Raw genomic sequence first — 17,334 nt, 5'->3', positions numbered from 1 at the left:
TTAAACAATAGGCTTAAGCACTAAATCTACCGCGCGTTTAACCGCTGGACGTTCGGCAATTTTTTGTGCCCAACGCTTTAGGTGCTTATACTCCTCTACTTGTAAGAACTCGGCGGCATCATAAAGCTTGCCAAGTACCAGTTGACCATACCATGCCCAGATAATCATATCGGCAATATTATAGTCAGACTCCGCGTTGCCACACATATACTCGTGGTCTTTAAGATGCGTATCCAAAACATCAAGCTGGCGTTTGGTCTCCATCGTATAGCGATTGATAGGATACTCTAGCGGTTCAGGTGCATAAGCATAAAAATGCCCGAAACCGCCACCTAAGAAAGGCGCGCTACCCATCTGCCACATCAGCCAAGACAGACAGTCTGCGCGTGCTTTACCCTGCTGCATCGGGATAAACTTGCCAAACTTTTCTGCTAAATATAATAAGATAGCGCCCGACTCGAAAAGTGCAATAGGCTCGCCCGCCTCTGAGTTATTTACAGTAGCAGAATAATCTACCAGCGCAGGGATTTTTGAGTTGGGGTTGATAGCGACAAATCCTGAGCCAAACTGATCACCCTCAGAGATGTCGATTTGATAGGCGTCGTACTCAGCGCCTTTAATATTCAGCTCAGTAAGCTCTTCTAACAGGATATTTACTTTCACGCCATTGGGCGTATTCAATGAATACAGCTGTAAAGGCGCATCGCCGATGGGCAGTTTTTGCTCATGGCGCGCGCCAGCCGTTGGCCGATTGATACTGGCGAACTTACCGCCATTTTCGCTGTCATTTTTCCAAACTTTAGGCGGAGTATATCCGCTAGCATTGTTGTTTTGAATGTTGTTGTTTTTATCATTACTTGCTTGATTATTATCATTACTCATAAGGTTACCTACTTTTTTTATTGCTTTATTATGTGTTGTTTGATTGCTCTTTACCGCTACCTACTATAGCGAGGATTGATACTTTGATTAAAGCCCTGTCTTGTAACCTGTATTTTCACAGCGCTCCTGTAACCATCCTTTCTTTACCTTCTTTTAAATAATGTAGAGGTATTTAAAGTTAAATTTCTAATGACTGGGCGTATACCGTTACTTTGCTACTCTTTAACTCAAAGGTAGTTGTTTTTATACTACCCACACCTTAGCGGCTTTTTAGAGACTTGGTTTTTCAGAAATATAGTTTTCTAGACACATAGTTTTCTAGACACATAGCTTTTTATAAACATAATTGAAAATAGTTAAAAGACGCTCTAATCGGCACTTTTAATACACTCTTAAACCCCTCTTTTAAAAACTGCGCTTAGCAACAATGGTCGTAAGATATGGTGATGTCAATATGGTAACCCTAACCCCAACGCAAGATAAATACCTGCCCTATGTACTAGCGGTGGCGTTATTTATGCAAATTTTAGATGCCACCATCTTAAATACCTCCTTGCCACAGATGGCGCAAGCGCTTGGGGAATCACCGTTAAAAATGCAATGGGCGGTCATCAGCTACGCGTTAACCCTCGCAATTTTTATTCCTATTAGTGGCTTTTTAGCCGATAAATATGGCACACGGCGGGTGTTTTTATACGCCATTATCATCTTTTGTATTGGCTCGCTATTGTGCGCCGCTTCACCGACATTAGATTTCTTAATTGGTTCACGCATCGTACAAGGTATTGGCGGCGCGATGATGACCCCTGTGGCGCGTCTGATACTGGTCAAATCCTATCCGCGCAATAAGCTCTTAACCGTGATGAACTTTGCGGTGATACCGGCGTTAATTGCGCCGTTAGTCGGACCGGTATTGGGTGGTTATATTGTGCAATATACCAGTTGGCATTGGATATTTTTAATCAATATCCCGATGGGCGTTTTTGGTTTTATCATGGGTAAAAAACTGGTGCCGGCATTATTTGAGGATACCAAACGTTTAGATTGGACAGGGTTTGCTTTGTTTGCCGCAGCCGCTTGTGGTTTTACCCTTGCGGTAGAATTTGGCTCACAGACAGGTCGAGGGCTTTACGGTCTGCTACTTGGATTAGGCGCAAGTCTATTGATAGGCGCTTATGTGTGGCATGCTAAACGCCGCGCAGCACCGCTATTTCCCCTAAGCTTGTTTAATATTCGTACCTTTCGTATTGGTATTACTGGTAATTTATTCACGCGCTTAGGTATCAGCGCTGTACCTTTCTTATTGCCACTATTGCTACAAGTGGTGTTCGAATACTCGCCATCGCAAGCCGGTTGGCTGCTTGCGCCCATTGCCGTTGGTGCAATCGGTATCAAACCTTGGGTCAGTAAAATCATTCAGCGTTTTACCTACCGTAAGGTGTTGGTGGCTAATACCTTTTTAATCGGTGTGCTTATCATTGTATTAGCGCAGTTTAACGATGCCGCAAATTGGATTTGGTTTATTCCTATCTTGACTGTCATGGGTGCTTGTAACTCAATGCAGTTTAGTGCGATGAATACCATTACCATCGGTGATTTAGAAGGCACGCAAACCAGTAGTGGTAATAGTTTAATGGCTGTCAATCAACAACTGGCGATTAGTTTTGGTATTGCCTTTGGTGCGGCGTTATTGAATCTGCTGCGTGAGCGCTTTGAGCTTGATACCTTGGTGGCATTTCAAACCACCTATTGGATACTCGGTATCATCACCATTCTCTCGGGATTATACTTTTTACGCCTTAAACCTCAAGATGGTCGCGGCTTGTATTAAGTATCTATCTCAGCAGAACGCCCCTACTTTATATTGAACTGACTGTCTGTTAGACACAAAAATGCCAGTGCATACTAAGAAGTCACTTTAAGACTTTTCTTAGTATGCGCTGGCAGGTATCAGCACTTTTTATAATTTTAAGGCGCTTTATCGTCATCCATTTGCGATTGGATATAGTTTTCAACGCCCATATCTTTAATCAAGTCCTGTTGCGTCTCTAACCAGTCTTGATACTCTTCATTACCGTCTTTTAAGCTGACGAGCAGCTGGCGCGAGACATAGTCACGCTTGCTCTCACATAAGGTGATTGCATCGGTGATAATATCGAATTTCTGCTTCTCTAAACGCAGATTGCAATCGATAATCTCTGGTACATCTTCCCCAACTAACACTTTACCGAGTTCCTGCAAATTTGGCAGACCATCTAATAGCAAAATACGCGCAATCAGCTCATCTGACCATTTCATCTCAGCAATCGATTGCTTATATAGTGAGTCATTTAACGACTCTAAGCCCCAATGACGTGCGATACGTGCATGCAAAAAGTACTGATTGATGGCTATCAATGACTGACCGAGCACTTTATTCAGCGCACGGGTGATCTCTTTATCCCCTTTCATTTTTCTCTCCCTATATTCATTATTATTTTATTACCGATAGTTTTAACAAGTGTTAAAGGCGCTTAGTAAATGAAATACTAAACAATATCAGGAGACACTTCTGCCATCTGGCTTTGCAAATAGTTGGATAGACCAATCATATCAATCAGGCGCAACTGCTGCTCTAACCAATGAGCATGATCTTCTTCGGTGTCTTTGAGCTGCTCAACGAGCATCTCACGGGTGACATAGTCATGCTCTGCTTCACAAAGCGCAATGCCGTCTTTAAGGTGCTGCTGTACCTGATACTCTAAATTGAGATCGAGCTGCAACATCTCAGGAACCGTCGACCCAATATTAATCTCGTTGACGCTCATCTTAGGCGTACCGCTCAACATCAAAATACGGCGGATAATCGCTCGGGCATGCAGTGTTTCATCGTGCATCTCATGGCTGATACGGTCATACAGTTTGCCGTAATGCCATTCTGCGTACATCTCAGAGTGAATGAAATATTGGTCACGAGCTGCAAGCTCACCACCTAATAAAAAATTTAAATAATCAATGACCTTTGGGCTGCCTATCATCACCTATACTCCTGTATTTTTATTTATTTGCGTCTACATTCATAATAATACATATATAGAAAGTACTATTAGTAAACTAATCAGTAAAGATTAAAACCAACGAAATGTCTTACCAAGTAAGTCAGATATAGTAGCATACGGGAATAACGGCGCTTGTAACGATATGAACTAAGAATAAGATTCTAATTGAGAATCGTAATTAACTCGCATAACGAGCCTTAGTGTTTGAGAGTTTTAACGAGGTTTTTCATGCACTTATTTAATAAAGTTAACAAGGGATGTTAGAGAATTTAAGATAAATAAGTGCAGATAGTAGCTGTCATTGAGTACTGCCCTGCTACGCTTTTTATTGATAGCAGGTCATCAATCGCAAAGTCTACAAGGAGTGCTTAAACGGCATAAGCCAACGCATCAAGTTTGGCATGATGTTCATCAAGGTAGTCATTGACCATAGGTTCGCAGCAGCCACAGCAAGTCGCTACATCAAGGGTATCTTTTAAACCGTCTAACGTATCAATGCCTGAGGCAATAGCGGCTTTAATTTGTTTTTCTTTGACGTCGTTACAGATACATACGTACATGTGCTGGCTCCTACATAAATGTCAATCTTGTTATTCGTTATAATAACGATAATTATTACCATTTACAATAGTATTTGAGGTATTGTTCAGTCACATCGTTATTACTACAGGGTCATCTTACCCTTACTTAATCCATGTAACTGCATATAACCTTGAGTGTAACTATAACGTACCAAAGGTAGTAAAATGGCGACGAACTGTAAATTTGCTCATTTTTTAATCGATTTTACAGATGACTGCTGTTATATTGACCCCCTATTAACTAAATCCATATTGGAATTGTTCTATGTCTAATAATTCTACGATACAACCGCTTGAGTTATTTAAAGTATTGTCTGACCCAACGCGCTTAAAAATCTTCCAAATCTTATTTAACAAAGAATCGCGCTGTGTGGGTGAATTGGTAGAAATACTTGACCAACCGCAGCCGACCATTTCGCGTCACTTGAATCATTTGAAAAAGCTGGGTATTTTGAGCTGTGTTCGTGATGGGACATGGATGTGGTATGAAGTGTCTGATAATCTACCAGAATGGTGCCAAGAGATTTTGGAAATCACCTATAAGCAGATATCGACCAAAGACATCAATATGCCGAAGCCTGCTTAGCTTGATACTAAGAGCAAGAGGTATTGATATAGTTAGTTCAAAATAAAATCGATGTTAATAGTTGTGTGCGACTGGTCTAAACTTTCCTTGCTTACTGTTATCACAGAGGCTACGAAAAATCAATCTCCGTCACACTGTATCTGTTTTAGAGTGAAGCCACTATAATCAATACTTCAGCGCATAAAAAAAGACCTATAAATTATAGGTCTTTTTTTGTTTTCAAACTTTGTCTTAAAATACGCCTTTAGATCTAAATTAGACTAAGTCTAAAAAATCACTCACAAAGGCGTTGGCTGGCTGGTGAATCAGCTCCTCTGATGTGCCTACTTGCTCAACGCGACCATGGTTCATCACCACAATCTCATCAGATACCGCCCGCGCCTCTTCTTGGTCATGCGTCACCATGATGCTGGTAATACCCAGCTCGTGGTGGATATTCTTTAGCCAAGTGCGCAGCTCTTTACGTACCTTGGCATCGAGTGCCCCAAACGGCTCATCTAACAGCAGTAATTTTGGCTTAACAGCAAGCGCTCGTGCCAGCGCAATACGTTGACGCTGACCGCCTGATAACTGATGCGGATAAGCATTGGCAACTTGCGGCAGCTGTACTAAGTCTAGCAATTCTGCAACGCGTTTATTGATATCCGCCTTACTTGGGCGCTCGTTTTTTGGTAATAAGGTTAAGCCAAAACCGACATTATCGGCGATGTTTTTGTGGCGAAATAGCGCATAGTGCTGAAACATAAAGCCAATATGGCGCTTTTGCACCGGTGTATTGGTGACATCTAACTCATCAAATAATATCTGCCCTGAGTCTGCATACTCAAGACCAGCAATGATACGTAGCAAGGTGGTTTTACCGCAACCTGAAGGACCAAGTAAAGTGGTCAACTTACCTGTTGGTACAGTAATATTGATATCATCTAAGGCGGTAAAGTTACCGAATTTTTTATTAACGTTGCGAATCTCGATGCTCATAATGGGTTCTCTTATTATATTTTTGGCTTAACGTCTTCATGTGACAGATGGCTTGTTAACGACTGCTTTATAGCATAGCGCTTATAGACGACCGCTACTTTCTGCCAAGGTTGCATCTTTAGGGTTTGATGCATTGCTAGCATTACCAGCATTGGCACTAACTGGCAACTCAGGCACAGTTGCTAAGCGCTCAGACTTGGCAAATTTTCGCTCTTGCAGTTTGGTCATTACTTGTTGTATTAGCAGCGTCACCAGCGCCAATGCAGCAAGTAAGCTTGATAAGGCAAAAGCGGCAGTAAAGTTATAATCGTTATAAGCAATCTCAACCAATAGCGGCATAGTGTTGGTTTCACCGCGAATATGACCGGAGACCACGCTCACCGCACCAAACTCGCCCATTGCCCGTGCATTGGTCAAAATCAAACCGTACAGCAGCGCCCATTTGATATTCGGTAGCGTCACATGCCAAAAAGTCTGCCAACCTGTCGCGCCTAGCGTCAATGCTGCTTGCTCCTCAGAGTCGCCTTGGGTTTGCATCAGCGGTATCAGCTCACGGGCGACAAACGGAAAGGTGACAAATAACGTCGCTAGAATAATCCCTGGTACGGCATAAATCACCTGAAATCCCATGCTCTCAAGCCAGCCACCAATCGTAGAATTCAGCCCGAACAACAGCACAAACATCAAACCTGCAACCACCGGCGACACCGAAAACGGTAAATCAAGCAATGTCGTCACCAGCTGCTTACCTTTAAATTGATAACGGGTCACGAGCCACGCAATCGCAATACCCATCACCATATTAATCGGCAACACAATCGCCGCGGTAATCAAGGTTAATTTAATCGCTTGTAAGGCTTCAGGGTCGACCAGTGAGGCAATATACAACTGCCAACCATTTTTAAAAGCTTCATAAAAGACCGCGAACAGTGGCACGACCAACATGATGACCATAAATAACACCGCGATGGTGATAAAGGTACGGCGTATCCATGGCGTGTCTTTAGTCGCTGGATTGCTTTGGTAGTCGTAGCTATTAGAGATTTGCATTAGCGGGCTCCTACGCGGCGCGACAGCTTCCACTGTACGATATTAATGGTCAATAAAATCACAAATGAGATCAGTAGCATAAAGAGTGCAACGGCTGATGCGCCTTGCACATCAAACTGCTCAAGCTTACTGATAATGATTAGTGGCAAAATCTCAGACTGCATCGGAATATTACCGGCGATAAAAATCACCGAGCCATACTCACCAGTGGCACGGGCAAACATCATGCCAGCGCCCATCAGTAAAGCCGGCAATAGCTCAGGTAAAATCACCTTACGAAAGGTCGTAAAACGATTGGCGCCCAATACCGCCGCTGCCTCTTCAAATTCAACAGACAATTCTGCCAATACAGGTTGCACAGCACGGACGATAAAGGGAAAGCTGACCACCACTAAAGCGAGCCAAATACCTAATGGCGTAAAAGCCACTTGAATATCAAACTTAGCAAACCACTGCCCGATTAAGCCATTAGGCGCATAAAGGGTGGCAAGCGAGATACCCGTAACGGCTGTCGGTAGTGCAAATGGTAAATCAACCAACGCATTAATCAGCGATTTACCCCAAAACTCGTAGCGCACCAGCACCCAAGCAACCAACGTGCCAAACACCATGTTGGTGAGCATCGCCAAAAACGACATCCATAAACTGAGTTTGATAGCAGCGGTGACTTGCGGCTGAGTAATAGTCTCCCAAAAACCCGTCCAGCCCATCTGCGTTGTGGTATAGGCCATCATGGCAAACGGCAGCACCACCAGTAATGATAAGCTAAAGACAGTGATGCCCATGCTTAGCCCAAACCCTGGTAGCACATTGCGCTGGCGCAAGCGTGTCAGCCAACCTTTTTTATTGACAGGTTTGCTGGCAGGAGAAGTTGTTGCACTCATAGTGATGTCCTATTGCCTAACTGATGGCACTTATTTGTTGCTCGTAAGCACCACGTGATATCAGATGTATTTATTATTGGTCTGCTTAAGCGATAAAGGACACAGCGTGGGTAGCCATGTCCTTTATGTGCTCGGACGTTACTCTAAAGCTGACTGCTTAAACGCTATTTAATATCAAGCTCATAAAAACTTTATAAATGGTTTACGCAGTCAGCGTACTAGCGGCTTACTTTGGTGCATTAATGGCTAACTGATCGAACACGCCGCCATCGCTAAAGTAAGTGCTCATGATTTCATCCCATGTGCCAAAGGCATCATTTGGACGGAAAGTATCGATAGGTGGCAATTTATCGCTGTTCTTATCAAGGACACTTTTCACGCTTGGGCGCAGATATAAATTGGCTGCCAATTGCTGAGCAGGCTCGCTCCATAAGTAATCAAGATAAGCTTTTGCCGCATCGGTGGTGCCTTTTTTATCGGTAACGGTCTTCACGACAGCGACTGGGCTTTCAGACTTAATAGAGTATTTAGGATAAACGATATCCACTTTACCCAAACCAAAATCGGTCGCTGCTAAATTGGCTTCGTTTTCAAAAGTTACCAAGACATCACCGATACCGCGCTGAACGAAAGTCGTCGTCGCTGCACGTCCGCCATTCTCGTAGACTTTGACGTTTTTCAGCATGTCTTTGACGTAGTTTTTGGCTTGCGTTTCATCTTTATTAAAGGCATGTAAACCATAACCATAAGCGCCTAAGAACGCATAGCGACCATTACCCGTGACTTTTGGGTTGGCCATGACAATCTCAACGCCTTCTTTGGTCAAGTCTTGCCAATCGTTAATGCCTTTTGGATTGTCTTTACGTACTAAAAATACGATGGTACTGGTAAAAGGTACGGCATTATCTGGAAACTTGCTTTCCCAATCTGACTCAACCAAGCCTTTTTTCTCAAGTAGCTCGATATCAGAGCCTTGGTTCATGGTCGCCACATCGGCTTGCAAACCATTAGCCACCGATAATGCTTGCTTACTTGAGCCACCATGTGATTGCTTGATTAAGATATTACTGTTTGGGTTTTCCGCTTTATAGTGCTCAACGAATAATGGGTTGTAGTCTTTATAAAAGTCACGTGCCACATCGTAAGAGACGTTTAATAGCTCAATATCTTGCCCTTCGGTAGTGGCTGGCGTGCCTTCTGCGTTGGTTGCTGGCTCAGTCTTTTCGCTATTGCTACAGCCTGCGATACCCAACGTAAGCGCCACACCGGCGATACTTAGTACGCTAAGCGTTTTGTTTTTATATTTATAACCTGTGGTATATGATGTCATGGCTGCCTCAAAAGGGATTGGTTAGTGAATGCAAGTATGCTAACAGCGCCAGCTTATTATGTTTAATGATGAATATGCGTATGTTATTGCCAAAACGGAATATAGTATTTATAAAGACAAGGTTATCAATAACTTAAACACGATAAGCAATAGATAACCTTAAAAATTTTATAAATTAACACTTTGGCTTCAAGACATTTATTCATTATTATTTATGGTCATTTAGCGCTTTAACCACTTATAAACGGCTTTATAAAGCGTTAAAAGGGTTAAAGCAGCTAATAAATGGCTTAGGCGCTGTCCGTTACTTTACCCGCGCTAGTTGATCAAAACGTCCACCATCGACAAAGAACGTCTCCATGATACTGTCCCAATCCCCAAACACGGCAACCGGCTCAAAGGTTTGAATATCCTTTAAAGTGCCTGTATGGGCTGCGAGCACCTCTTTGTTGCTCGGACGCAAATACATCTGCGCCATCAGCTCTTGCGCCGGTTTATCCCACAGTGTTTTTAGATAAGCAGTTGCCGCAGTAGTTGAGCCTTTTTTCTCAGTCACCGAACTGACGATTGCCACTGGATTATGGATGGTGATGGAGTAGCTAGGATAAACAATGTCGACTTTACCTTTGGCATGCTGAGTGGCGACCAAATGTGCCTCGTTTTCAGTGGTAATGAGTACATCTCCTAGCCCGCGTTGTGTAAAGCTGGTGGTCGCAGCGCGCGCACCATTGTCATAAGTCACGACATTGGCGAGCACTTTTTTCATAAAAGCATCGGTTTTTTGTGGTTGAGTGACCGATTCTTTAAATTGGTGCAATCCTGAGCCATAAGCGCCTAAAAAGGCATAGCGCGCCGTACCGCTGGTTTTCGGATTGGGCATTACCACGTCAATATCCGCACGCGCCAAATCTGCCCAGTCTTTAATGTTTTTTGGGTTGCCGCTACGTACCAGTAATATCATGGTGGTGCTATAAGGAACGGCATTATCAGGAAACGCTTCGCGCCAATCTGCTTTTACCAACCCCTTTTCAACCAGCATATTCATATCGCTTTCTTGGTTTAAAGTCACCACGTCCGCTTGTAAACCATTGGCGACCGACAGCGCTTGTTTACTTGCGCCGCCGTGCGATTGTTGGATATCAACGTTGCTATTAGGGTACTGTCCCTGATAGATACTGGTAAATAGCGGGTTGTAGTCTTTATAAAAATCACGTGAGACATCGTAAGAGACGTTAAGTAGGCTGATATTTTGCTTATCACTTGCCCCACTATTTGTACTATCGCTCGCGCCGCTTTGGGTAGCTTCGGTAGGATTACAGCCGGTCATTAGCATGGCAACGGCGAGTACACCGCCCAACTTAAAGCTGAAATTAAAACGACCAGCGGCAAGCTTTGATTGCCTGCTTTTATTGTCAATAAATGCTTGAGCATTAATCAATTCAAGCTTATTAGATACTTTTTTAATGCGTCGGTTCGTTGCTTGCATAGCGGCTCTCGATAATGTTGATAGAAGCATTTCTTAAAGTATTGGCCACCTTATAAAGGTTTATAATCCTTTTGATTCGATTCTATGGATGATGAGCGTTATGCTAACAGCCTGCGAGGCAAACGCTTAGTGACAAATGCGCTTATCGAGTTATTAACTTGGCATAAGTAATTTTGTTAGTTATTCTAAAATGTTTATTTTTCCTGAGTATTTTTGCGATATAGTGATAAGCAGACACTTTTGAGTAAGTTATGGTATTGCTTACTATCTAGACGAGCCTTTATGTAAGCGATATTATCTCTTAGCTTCTTGTATATCAGGCGTTGCACTCATAATAGGCAGCTCTACCCCTTTTACTAACTTCCTTATCAAAGGTACTTAAATGATTATGTCTCCACCTCGTTATGCTCGCCACTCACGATTTTTTGCCGTCATTTTAACCACCTCTGCAGCTTTACTTGCCTTAAGCGGCTGTAATAACATGACGCCCAGCGTAAATAACCAAACCACTAAGCAACCGAACGCTGCCGTCACGCCAGCTGTACAAGCAGTCGTTGGAGACTATGCTTCTGAAGGCTATCACAAGCGCGCACAAGGTTCTGATTGGGTTGGGGTGATGGTACGAGCAGATGACGCAGACAACGGCGACCAGATTAATATTCAGGTAAGGGCGCGTAGCGATGTGAAAAAACCAAGCTGTCATTTTGATGGTAAGGCGATATTAATGGGTCAAGACGATGCGCACGGTGTTATTTTCCAAAGTAAGGTCAATGACAGTACGGCATTCTTTCAATTTAAGGACGACACCTTGTCTATTGATAGCCAAGATAAATACGCCCTGAATTATTTTTGTTCGGGTGGTGGCTCAATCGTTGGCGAGTATCAGAAGCTTGAGGGAGATTTAGAGCTGCATTAACCGCTTGAATGGTTGGCTTTAGATATTAAAAAAGGTGTCAGACGTTTAATCTGACACCTTTTTTAATGCTTTTATTAGACCTCTTGCAAAAGTCATAAGCTAAGCTCGAAATTAACAATACTGGCGAATAGCTTCATTCTAAGATCGTAGCGCTGACGACGGTTACGATATTTATGAGCCACGATTTTGAACCGTTTGATTAAGCCTATTTTGTGTTCAACCATAATGCGAAACTTAGCGAGATACTGATTGGCTTGTTTGCAGAGCTCTAACAATTGACCCCCACGTGGCTTTTTAAAGGGGGTGAAGCTCTGTTCATGTAACTTTGCAATGCCCTGATAGCCACTATCCCCTAATAGCTTAGTGTCACAAGGAAGCCAGTCGGGACAAGTATCTTTATACAACTTAAAATCGTGAATAGAGCCTTTGGACGTTTGAACATCTAATATTAAGCCTGTTTTCCAGTGGACGATCACTTGCGCTTTTAAGGTGTGTTGTTTCTTCTTGCCGCTATAGTAGTCTCTTTGGTTTTTTTTGGACGCTCAATAGGGGTTCGGTTGCATCGACAATGACGACTGACCAATTGATGTCGTCATCGACTCTACTAGGCAGCTTTTTAGGTAATTCAAACTTGCCTGAATTGATAAGAACATATTCTACTTTACGAATAATACGGCTAGCAGAAGACTCATGAATACCGAAGTCCATACTGATGTGGTACAGCGTCCGGTATTCACGCCAATAAGTAAGGGCCAGTAATATTTGCGCCTCAAGACTAAGCACGATTGGTCTACCTGATTTGGTCTTTTGGGTTTCATGCTGCTGCATGGCCTCAAGCATTTCATAAAAGGTCGCTTTATAAATACCTGTATAGCGTTTGAAGCCTGCGTTATTTTGTTCGAGTAGCTTATCTATGTTTGGCATGGTTCTTAGCCAGTTGTGAATGTATGAGTTATTGTAAAATCCTCTGCTACTTTTGCAAGAGGTCTATTGATGACGATAAAATATTACTTAAACCGCAGATGCACCGACTAATTTCACCTCAGCACGTTCCTCTTTTGCGATACCAGCATAGTAATTGCGTAAAATCTCTAGCACTTCTGGACGGCTAAAGTTCTCTGGCACATCGAGATCTTCTGATAGCGCTTTACGTAGCTTCGTGCCTGATACTTTGACATGCTCAGACGCTTCATGCGGGCAGGTCTTATCAGAAGCCATGGCGTTACAAGCATTGCACCAAAACGTCCAACCAATTTTTAACGGCTGCGTAATCAGATCGTCTTTACCGACATATTCAAAGATAGTCTGCGCATCAAAGGCACCATAATAATCACCAACGCCGGCATGGTCACGACCAACAATCAGATGACTACAGCCGTAGTTTTGACGGAATACCGCATGTAGTAGCGCCTCGCGTGGTCCGGCATAACGCATATCGAGCGGATAACCGGCTTGAATGACGGTGTCTTGTCTAAAATAATTATCAATCAAGGTTTTAATCGCTTCTTGGCGCACTTCAGCTGGGATATCACCCGGTTTGAGTGCCCCGAGCAATGAATGAATCAATACCCCATCGCAAATCTCGATAGCAATCTTGGCTAGATATTCATGTGAGCGATGCATTGGATTACGCGTTTGGAAAGCGGCAACCGTTTTCCAGCCTTTGGCATCTAGTATTTCACGCGTTTCAGCAGGGGTTTTATAAATCTCTGGATATAAGGTTGGGAATTCGCCCTCGCTCAACACCTCAACACTACCTGCGATATTAACCTCACCTTGGTTGAGTACTTGCTGTACACCCGGATGCTCAGAATCTGTGGTGGTAAAGACTTGCTGACACTCATGGGCTTTATCGATGATATAAGTCTCTTCTACCGTTAAGATGCCCATGATTTCGCCATCTTTCGCCACCAATGCGACTTTATCACCTTGGTTTAGGTTATCGGCAGTCGCTTTAGGCGCTGATAACGTGATGGGAATCGGCCAAAACAAGCCAGCATTGTCGCCACTTTGCAAGCGCATATCATCAACCACCCCTTGCCAATCCGCCTGATTCATAAAACCATTTAGCGGCGTAAAACCGCCAATACCGAGCATAATCAAATCGCCACGCTCACGTGAGCTCAAAGTAATAGTCGGCAAGCTGCTGGCAAGTTTCAATGCTTGCTTGCGCGCGTCACCTTTTAATAGTAATGGCTTAAGATCCTTGCTACCGTGCGGCGGAACAAGTTTAGAGGCTTGTTGATTAAAGTCTTCTTGATTGGCGATAGATGATGTCATATTGATTTAGAACCTTTATAGGTAATGATGAAGTAGTGATGAAATAAGTCGTGATAAATTTGATAAGCATAGGCTACCTAACTTTCGTTATGAAAATTTATGCTGACTTTGGATATACATATGTCTTAAAGGAATTTATGTTTGCAGACGCAAGCTTATATGATGTGACTCTGAATTGTTTACCTTGCGACTGGCAATAAGATCGATTACACACGCCAATCATTTTCGTCGCCGCTTTTATGTTTCAAACAAAATTGAGATTACGTCATGTATCAATACAATTACGCTGACCAAACCTTGGTAGAAGAACGAGTCGCCCAGTTTCGCGACCAAACCGAACGGTTTTTGGCAGGCGAGCTGCCAGAAGAGCAATTTTTGCCGCTGCGTTTGCAAAACGGCCTCTATATCCAGCGTTATGCGCCGATGTTGCGTATCGCTATTCCTTACGGTCTGCTTGCCAGCTACCAATTGCGTAAGTTGGCGGAGATTACCCGTAAATATGACAAGGGCTACGGGCACTTCACTACCCGTACCAATATGCAGCTGAACTGGCCAAAACTTGAAGAAGTGCCAGATATTTTGGCAGAGCTGGCATCGGTACAGATGCATTCTATTCAAACCTCTGGTAACTGTATCCGTAATACCACCACCGACCCTTATGCCGGCATTCATCAAAATGAGATTGCCGATCCGCGTCCTTATTGCGAAATCATTCGCCAGTGGTCGACCTTTCATCCTGAGTTTGCTTTTTTGCCACGTAAATTTAAGATTGCCGTTATCGGCACCGATAATGACCGTGCAGCGACGCAAGTCCACGATGTTGGTTTGCATTTAAAGAAAAATGAGGATGGCGAGCTTGGCTTTGAAGTCCTAGTTGGTGGTGGTCTTGGTCGTATCCCAGTCCTTGGTAAAGTGATCAACAAGTTTTTACCTCGTCAGCATCTGCTTAGCTATTTAGATGCCATATTGCGCGTCTACAACCTGCATGGCCGCCGTGATAAAGGCAGTAAATACCGATCACGTATCAAGATTTTGGTCGATACCTTGGGCGGACCTGCGTTTGCCAAATTGGTCAATGCTGAGTGGGAAGCACATACCAAGGACGGGCCACTGACGCTGACGGATGCCAACTTTGAGCATGCCAGCAGTTTCTTTAGCGAGCCTGATTATGTGACCTTTGATGCGCTACAAGCACAGTCTGATTTGCAGCAGCAATTGAGCGCTGATAAGGATTTTGCCAATTGGTATAACCAAAATACTGTGGCGCATAAAGTCGCTGGTTACCGCGCCGTTGTCATCTCCTTAAAAGCAGGATTGGTCGATGGTAAATACGTCCCATCAGGCGATGTCACTGAGTCACAGATGGACGCGTTGGCTGACCTTTCGGACAAATATAGCTTTGGCGAGCTGCGCGGTACGTATCAGCAGAATTTAGTCTTCGCTGACGTGCAAACCAATCAGTTATACGAGCTATGGCAACAGCTGTCTGAGCTACATTTAGCTAGACCTAATATCAACACCCTAACAGATATGATTGTCTGCCCGGGTTGGGATTATTGCTCGCTTGCCAATGCCACCACCCATAATATCGCTGAGCAAATCGAGAAGCAGTTTAGCGATTTGGATTATCTCTATGATCTTGGTGATATTCGCTTAAACATGTCGGGTTGTATCAATGCTTGTGCGCACCATCATACGGGTGATATCGGAATCCTCGGTGTCGATAAAAAAGGCGAAAACTGGTATCAAATCAGTCTTGGTGGCAACTCGAGTAACGATGCCAAACTTGGCAAAATACTTGGCCGCTCCGTCCCTACTGAAGCGGTAGCTGACACCATTCAAAAGATCGTTGACGTTTATGTCGATTTGCGTGCCACCACCGATAACGATGTAGAAAGCTTTGGCGAATTGGTTGAGCGCGTCGGTATTGATCCCTTTAAGGAGAAGGTCTATGGCTAATCACCATATTTTGGATAGTCAGGGCGTCGATATTAGCCATAACGATAGCTGGCATGCGTTAACCACTGAGACGCTGCCAGATGGTATTGCCTCAATAGAGCTCACGCTACTTGAGCTGCTGCAAAGACAAGAAAAACCTGATGTCTTAGTACCACTGGCTGACCTATTAGATGGTTCAGGGTCGCTAGCAACGGGTTTGGTCAAAGAGGTGTATGAGCTGATCAAACAGCATAGTAGCCGTGTTGGATTATGGGTGACCGCTGATACAGATACGAATGCCTTGGCAGCGCTCAGTGAGCTGCTATTAAAGCAGGATCTTATCGTCATTCATGTGCCCAAATTCGCTGATGGACGCAATTTTAGCTTTGCACAAACCTTGCGCCAAATTGGCTATCAAGGTGAGATTCGTGTCGCTGGCGCGTTTGGCCGTGATCAAATTGCTTACCTATTACGCGTAGGCGTTGACAGCTTTGTGCTCAATGAACATGACTTACAGTCGGACTTTAATATCTCACAAGCGTTTACCGCCCTTGGCAGTAGCTACGATGGTCGCAATGCCGCCGCACTACCAATGTTTGCGGGTGCTTAAGGTAGCATCAACCATAAAACTTATTATTAATCGTTTTTATATTCACAACAATTGAGGAATCCACCATGAGCCAGTTACACCCAAATCTAGATATCGACCAAGCCAACCAAGACCTGCAAGGCAAATCATCAGAAGAAATCGTTGCGTGGGCACTGACCCAAGCGAAAAACCCAATCATCACCACCAACTTCCGCCCTTACGAGTCCGCGATTTTGCACTTGGTCGCCAAGCAGCGTCCGGATATCACTGTACTATGGGTAGATTCAGGTTATAACACCGATGCGACGTATCAATTTGCCAATAAAGTTATTCGTGATTTGAATTTAAACGTTATCACTTATATTCCTAAGCAAACGGCAGCCTATCGTGATGCGACTATGAATGGTATCCCAGGGATTGATAATCCGCAGCATGATGAATTCACTGACCAAGTAAAACTTGAGCCATTCCGCCGCGCGCTAGATGAGCTAAAGCCTGATGTTTGGTTTAATGCCATTCGTAAAGATCAAACGGAATTCCGCCAAGGTCTTGATGTGCTTAGCTTATCAAAAGATGGCGTGTTAAAAGTAGCGCCGTTATTTGAGAAAAATGACGCTGATTTAGACGTGTATCTTGAAGAGCATAATCTACCAAACGAGTTTGATTACTTTGATCCAACGAAAGTAGAAGAAAGCCGTGAGTGTGGTCTGCACACGCAGCTATAAGTACTTAGCCAGTAATTAATCAGCAATTCAGTACAAAGCCAGTAATATTAAATAAAAAAAGCGATGACATT

18 protein-coding genes are annotated in these 17,334 nt (G+C 43.6%); 6 read left to right on the top strand and 12 right to left on the bottom strand.

Annotation, left to right across the window (positions count from 1 at the left end; genetic code table 11):
* Positions 1-882 (bottom strand): glutathione-dependent disulfide-bond oxidoreductase, encoded by an 882-nt coding sequence (gene yghU / locus JMX50_RS03045; RefSeq protein ID WP_201628378.1) that lies wholly within the window; start codon positions 880-882, stop codon positions 1-3.
* Between the two features lie 454 nt (positions 883-1,336).
* Between yghU and JMX50_RS03040 the strand changes: the two genes are divergently transcribed.
* Complete coding sequence (locus JMX50_RS03040; RefSeq protein ID WP_201628377.1) at positions 1,337-2,713, top strand: DHA2 family efflux MFS transporter permease subunit; 1,377 nt, start codon at positions 1,337-1,339, stop codon at positions 2,711-2,713.
* Positions 2,714-2,850: 137 nt separating this feature from the next.
* Here the strand turns inward: JMX50_RS03040 and bfr (JMX50_RS03035) are convergent, their stop codons facing one another.
* The 3 genes from bfr (JMX50_RS03035) to JMX50_RS03025 form a co-directional block, all read right to left on the bottom strand.
* Entirely contained in the window at positions 2,851-3,333 is a 483-nt protein-coding gene (gene bfr, locus JMX50_RS03035) for a bacterioferritin (RefSeq protein ID WP_201565891.1), read from the bottom strand.
* 77 nt (positions 3,334-3,410) lie between these two features.
* The gene (gene bfr / locus JMX50_RS03030) at positions 3,411-3,899 is read right to left on the bottom strand and encodes a bacterioferritin (protein ID WP_201565893.1); all 489 of its coding nucleotides are present in this window, start codon (positions 3,897-3,899) and stop codon (positions 3,411-3,413) included.
* Between the two features lie 389 nt (positions 3,900-4,288).
* Positions 4,289-4,480, bottom strand: coding sequence for a bacterioferritin-associated ferredoxin (locus JMX50_RS03025; protein ID WP_149489495.1), 192 nt, complete (start codon positions 4,478-4,480; stop codon positions 4,289-4,291).
* Between the two features lie 286 nt (positions 4,481-4,766).
* Between JMX50_RS03025 and JMX50_RS03020 the strand changes: the two genes are divergently transcribed.
* Positions 4,767-5,087: an ArsR/SmtB family transcription factor gene (locus JMX50_RS03020; RefSeq protein ID WP_201628376.1), complete on the top strand. Its 321-nt coding sequence runs from the start codon at positions 4,767-4,769 to the stop codon at positions 5,085-5,087.
* A gap of 255 nt (positions 5,088-5,342) precedes the next feature.
* Here JMX50_RS03020 and JMX50_RS03015 read toward each other — a convergent pair whose 3' ends face one another.
* The 5 genes from JMX50_RS03015 to JMX50_RS02995 form a co-directional block, all read right to left on the bottom strand.
* On the bottom strand, positions 5,343-6,065 hold the full coding sequence (locus JMX50_RS03015; protein ID WP_183618246.1) for a sulfate/molybdate ABC transporter ATP-binding protein: 723 nt from the start codon (positions 6,063-6,065) through the stop codon (positions 5,343-5,345).
* An 81-nt stretch (positions 6,066-6,146) separates the two neighbouring features.
* Complete coding sequence (cysW, locus tag JMX50_RS03010; RefSeq protein WP_227670880.1) at positions 6,147-7,115, bottom strand: sulfate ABC transporter permease subunit CysW; 969 nt, start codon at positions 7,113-7,115, stop codon at positions 6,147-6,149.
* A complete protein-coding gene (gene cysT, locus JMX50_RS03005) occupies positions 7,115-7,999 on the bottom strand; it encodes a sulfate ABC transporter permease subunit CysT (RefSeq protein ID WP_183618248.1) in 885 nt (294 codons plus the stop codon). Before cysT ends, cysW begins: the two co-directional genes overlap by 1 nt.
* A 226-nt stretch (positions 8,000-8,225) precedes the next feature.
* A complete protein-coding gene (locus JMX50_RS03000; RefSeq protein ID WP_201628375.1) occupies positions 8,226-9,329 on the bottom strand; it encodes a sulfate ABC transporter substrate-binding protein in 1,104 nt (367 codons plus the stop codon).
* Between the two features lie 304 nt (positions 9,330-9,633).
* Complete coding sequence (locus tag JMX50_RS02995) at positions 9,634-10,815, bottom strand: sulfate ABC transporter substrate-binding protein (RefSeq protein WP_201628374.1); 1,182 nt, start codon at positions 10,813-10,815, stop codon at positions 9,634-9,636.
* Positions 10,816-11,197: 382 nt separating this feature from the next.
* Between JMX50_RS02995 and JMX50_RS02990 the strand changes: the two genes are divergently transcribed.
* A complete protein-coding gene (locus JMX50_RS02990; protein WP_201628373.1) occupies positions 11,198-11,731 on the top strand; it encodes a hypothetical protein in 534 nt (177 codons plus the stop codon).
* A 92-nt stretch (positions 11,732-11,823) separates the two neighbouring features.
* Here the strand turns inward: JMX50_RS02990 and JMX50_RS13310 are convergent, their stop codons facing one another.
* The 3 genes from JMX50_RS13310 to sat form a co-directional block, all read right to left on the bottom strand.
* On the bottom strand, positions 11,824-12,207 hold the full coding sequence (locus JMX50_RS13310; protein ID WP_413786809.1) for a transposase family protein: 384 nt from the start codon (positions 12,205-12,207) through the stop codon (positions 11,824-11,826).
* Between the two features lie 34 nt (positions 12,208-12,241).
* Entirely contained in the window at positions 12,242-12,655 is a 414-nt protein-coding gene (locus tag JMX50_RS02980; RefSeq protein WP_201628372.1) for a transposase family protein, read from the bottom strand.
* 87 nt (positions 12,656-12,742) lie between these two features.
* The gene (gene sat / locus JMX50_RS02975) at positions 12,743-14,011 is read right to left on the bottom strand and encodes a sulfate adenylyltransferase (RefSeq protein ID WP_201628371.1); all 1,269 of its coding nucleotides are present in this window, start codon (positions 14,009-14,011) and stop codon (positions 12,743-12,745) included.
* Between the two features lie 267 nt (positions 14,012-14,278).
* On the opposite strand from sat, the gene JMX50_RS02970 reads away from it, so the two are divergent.
* The 3 genes from JMX50_RS02970 (at position 14,279) to JMX50_RS02960 (ending at position 17,263) form a co-directional block, all read left to right on the top strand.
* On the top strand, positions 14,279-15,970 hold the full coding sequence (locus JMX50_RS02970; RefSeq protein WP_201628370.1) for a nitrite/sulfite reductase: 1,692 nt from the start codon (positions 14,279-14,281) through the stop codon (positions 15,968-15,970).
* Positions 15,963-16,559, top strand: coding sequence for a DUF934 domain-containing protein (locus tag JMX50_RS02965; RefSeq protein WP_201628369.1), 597 nt, complete (start codon positions 15,963-15,965; stop codon positions 16,557-16,559). Before JMX50_RS02970 ends, JMX50_RS02965 begins: the two co-directional genes overlap by 8 nt.
* Before the next feature lie 65 nt (positions 16,560-16,624).
* Positions 16,625-17,263, top strand: coding sequence for a phosphoadenosine phosphosulfate reductase family protein (locus tag JMX50_RS02960; protein WP_201628368.1), 639 nt, complete (start codon positions 16,625-16,627; stop codon positions 17,261-17,263).
* Positions 17,264-17,334: the final 71 nt, after the last annotated feature.

This window comes from Psychrobacter maritimus, from assembly GCF_904846345.1.
Lineage (GTDB): Bacteria > Pseudomonadota > Gammaproteobacteria > Pseudomonadales > Moraxellaceae > Psychrobacter > Psychrobacter maritimus.
The sequence above is the reverse complement of the archived record's forward strand: the minus strand, read 5'-3'. Positions and strand labels throughout refer to the sequence as shown.

Bases quoted from the DNA above. Each gene is read 5' to 3' on its own strand.
- yghU (WP_201628378.1), bottom strand. From the start codon at position 882: ATGAGTAATGATAATAATCAAGCAAGTAATGATAAAAACAACAACATT.
- JMX50_RS03040 (WP_201628377.1), top strand. From the start codon at position 1,337: ATGGTAACCCTAACCCCAACGCAAGATAAATACCTGCCCTATGTACTA.
- bfr (WP_201565891.1), bottom strand. From the start codon at position 3,333: ATGAAAGGGGATAAAGAGATCACCCGTGCGCTGAATAAAGTGCTCGGT.
- bfr (WP_201565893.1), bottom strand. From the start codon at position 3,899: ATGATAGGCAGCCCAAAGGTCATTGATTATTTAAATTTTTTATTAGGT.
- JMX50_RS03025 (WP_149489495.1), bottom strand. From the start codon at position 4,480: ATGTACGTATGTATCTGTAACGACGTCAAAGAAAAACAAATTAAAGCC.
- JMX50_RS03020 (WP_201628376.1), top strand. From the start codon at position 4,767: ATGTCTAATAATTCTACGATACAACCGCTTGAGTTATTTAAAGTATTG.
- JMX50_RS03015 (WP_183618246.1), bottom strand. From the start codon at position 6,065: ATGAGCATCGAGATTCGCAACGTTAATAAAAAATTCGGTAACTTTACC.
- cysW (WP_227670880.1), bottom strand. From the start codon at position 7,115: ATGCAAATCTCTAATAGCTACGACTACCAAAGCAATCCAGCGACTAAA.
- cysT (WP_183618248.1), bottom strand. From the start codon at position 7,999: ATGAGTGCAACAACTTCTCCTGCCAGCAAACCTGTCAATAAAAAAGGT.
- JMX50_RS03000 (WP_201628375.1), bottom strand. From the start codon at position 9,329: ATGACATCATATACCACAGGTTATAAATATAAAAACAAAACGCTTAGC.
- JMX50_RS02995 (WP_201628374.1), bottom strand. From the start codon at position 10,815: ATGCAAGCAACGAACCGACGCATTAAAAAAGTATCTAATAAGCTTGAA.
- JMX50_RS02990 (WP_201628373.1), top strand. From the start codon at position 11,198: ATGATTATGTCTCCACCTCGTTATGCTCGCCACTCACGATTTTTTGCC.
- JMX50_RS02980 (WP_201628372.1), bottom strand. From the start codon at position 12,655: ATGCCAAACATAGATAAGCTACTCGAACAAAATAACGCAGGCTTCAAA.
- sat (WP_201628371.1), bottom strand. From the start codon at position 14,011: ATGACATCATCTATCGCCAATCAAGAAGACTTTAATCAACAAGCCTCT.
- JMX50_RS02970 (WP_201628370.1), top strand. From the start codon at position 14,279: ATGTATCAATACAATTACGCTGACCAAACCTTGGTAGAAGAACGAGTC.
- JMX50_RS02965 (WP_201628369.1), top strand. From the start codon at position 15,963: ATGGCTAATCACCATATTTTGGATAGTCAGGGCGTCGATATTAGCCAT.
- JMX50_RS02960 (WP_201628368.1), top strand. From the start codon at position 16,625: ATGAGCCAGTTACACCCAAATCTAGATATCGACCAAGCCAACCAAGAC.